The following is a 646-nucleotide window of genomic DNA, read 5'->3' on the forward strand; positions in this document are numbered from 1 at the left end:
GCAGGGCGCCGTTGACCCACAGGTGGTCCTGTTTCGCCTGGGCAGACCAGGATTGATAATCCTCGGGAATTTTCAGGCCCCAGGGCTTGAAGGCGTTATCCATGCCCACCAGGCTGCTGGCCAGGTTCGGGTAGTGGCGACGGATGATGTCGACCATGGTGTTCTCTTCCACCCAGTCGATCCCTTCAGCGGTGTACACCTCGTCAGTGTAATCGGTGGTGAAGAAGCGGTCGGTCATCAGGCGACGTGACGCATTGAGGATGAAGATCTGGAAAGACGTTTCACCAAAGCCAAAGCCTTCCGGGCGCGTCTCTTCTGCCAGCTGGCCCACCAGGGTATCGATCATTTCGATATCGTTGTTGTACAGCGCCTTCAGGTCAGCCACCAGCTGCGGATCACTGGACAACTGCTCGAAGCTGGTAATCGGCTTGAGGCCGATTTGGCGACGGAACTCGTTGTAACGGGGCACGCCACGTTCACGGTCACGCAGCACGTCGATGGCCGCCATATCAATGTCGCCAATCAACGGCATGGACAGGTTACGCAGGAAGTCCGGGTAGTTGTTCAGTGTCAGCGCACCCGGGTGGGTGATACCGAAGGAGTACCACAGGCGATCTTGGCCCACGTCGGTGAGCAGATCTTCCGC

The 646-nt window shown here is 58.2% G+C and carries 1 protein-coding gene; it reads right to left on the minus strand.

Annotated features, from left to right (window positions below):
* Nucleotides 1-646: peroxidase family protein (locus A3754_RS04290; RefSeq protein ID WP_304439804.1), on the minus strand; the 646-nt coding region annotated here is incomplete at both ends.

It is taken from the genome of Alcanivorax sp. HI0083 (assembly GCF_001635175.1).